This window comes from Cellulomonas sp. URHE0023, assembly GCF_000688475.1.
GTDB lineage: Bacteria > Actinomycetota > Actinomycetes > Actinomycetales > Cellulomonadaceae > Cellulomonas.
In genome coordinates this window covers 1-1,899 of sequence record NZ_JIAN01000003.1, presented here as the reverse complement: position 1 = coordinate 1,899, position 1,899 = coordinate 1, and the positions used below count along the sequence as shown (strand labels likewise).

The window sequence follows — 1,899 nt, the reverse complement described above, 5'->3', positions numbered from 1 at the left end:
GCCAGGAAGAGATATTCCGTGAGTAGTGGCGAGCGAAAGCGGATCAGGCCAAACCGTGTACGTGTTCAAGCCGGCAGGCGTTGCGTATACGGGGTTGTGGGACCTTTCAGCTGGTTCTGCCGAATCAGCAGGGAGTCAGAAAGTCGCGTCATAGTCGAAGGGCATTGAAAGGCCCGGCACAGAGGGTGTGACCCCCGTAGACGAAATGGCGTGGCCTCCCGAAGGGGATCCCAAGTAGCTCCGGGCCCGAGAAACCTGGAGTGAATCTGCACAGACCACTGTGTAAGCCTAAATACTACCTAGTGACCGATAGCGGACAAGTACCGTGAGGGAAAGGTGAAAAGTACCCCGGGAGGGGAGTGAAATAGTACCTGAAACCGTGTGCCTACAATCCGTTGGAGCCTCCCTAGCAGGGGTGACAGCGTGCCTTTTGAAGAATGAGCCTGCGAGTTAGTGGTACGTGGCGAGGTTAACCCGTGTGGGGAAGCCGTAGCGAAAGCGAGTCCGAATAGGGCGTCTCAGTCGCGTGCTCTAGACCCGAAGCGGAGTGATCTAGCCATGGGCAGGTTGAAGCGCGGGTAAGACCGCGTGGAGGACCGAACCCACCAGGGTTGAAAACCTGGGGGATGACCTGTGGTTAGGGGTGAAAGGCCAATCAAACTCCGTGATAGCTGGTTCTCCCCGAAATGCATTTAGGTGCAGCGTCACGTGTTTCTTGCCGGAGGTAGAGCTACTGGATAGCCGATGGGCCCCACCAGGTTACTGACGTTAGCCAAACTCCGAATGCCGGTAAGCCAGAGCGTGGCAGTGAGACTGCGGGGGATAAGCTCCGTAGTCGAGAGGGAAACAGCCCAGACCACCAGCTAAGGCCCCTAAGCGTATGCTAAGTGGGAAAGGATGTGGAGTTGCACAGACAACCAGGAGGTTGGCTTAGAAGCAGCCACCCTTGAAAGAGTGCGTAATAGCTCACTGGTCAAGTGATTCCGCGCCGACAATGTAGCGGGGCTCAAGTATACCGCCGAAGCTGTGGCATTCACACAAGCGCTAAGCCTTCGTGGTTCAGGCGTGTGGATGGGTAGGGGAGCGTCGTGTGGCGAGTGAAGTCGCGGGGTAACCCAGCGGTGGACGCTACACGAGTGAGAATGCAGGCATGAGTAGCGAATGACGGGTGAGAAACCCGTCCGCCGAATGACCAAGGGTTCCAGGGCCAGGCTAATCCGCCCTGGGTAAGTCGGGACCTAAGGCGAGGCCGACAGGCGTAGTCGATGGACAACGGGTTGATATTCCCGTACCGGCGAAGAACCGCCCATACCGAGCCCGGTGATGCTAAACGCCCGAGACACCACATCGTCCCTTCGGGGACACCGTGGTGTGGAGCGCGAGACCCGAACCGGTAGTAGGTAAGCGTATTAACAGGGGTGACGCAGGAAGGTAGCCGAGCGTGGCGATGGTAGTCCACGTCTAAGGTCGTAGGGCGAGGTGTAGGCAAATCCGCACCTCATATAGCCTGAGAGCTGACAGTGACCGCGAATGCGGGAATTCGGTGATCCTATGCTGCCAAGAAAAGCCTCGACGCGAGGTTCTAGCCGCCCGTACCCCAAACCGACTCAGGTGGTCAGGTAGAGAATACCAAGGCGATCGAGAGAATCGTGGTTAAGGAACTCGGCAAAATGCCCCCGTAACTTCGGGAGAAGGGGGGCCTGAAGCGTGATCCGACTTGCTCGGTTAGCGTGAAGGGCCGCAGAGACCAGGGAGAAGCGACTGTTTACTAAAAACACAGGTCCGTGCGAAGTCGCAAGACGATGTATACGGACTGACGCCTGCCCGGTGCTGGAAGGTTAAGAGGACGGGTCAGCCGCAAGGCGAAGCTCAGAATTTAAGCCCCAGTAAACGGCGGTG

1 rRNA gene is annotated in these 1,899 nt (G+C 57.6%); it reads left to right on the top strand.

Annotated features, from left to right (window positions below):
- Positions 1 to 1,899 (top strand): 23S ribosomal RNA (locus tag N553_RS24535); the annotation flags it as partial.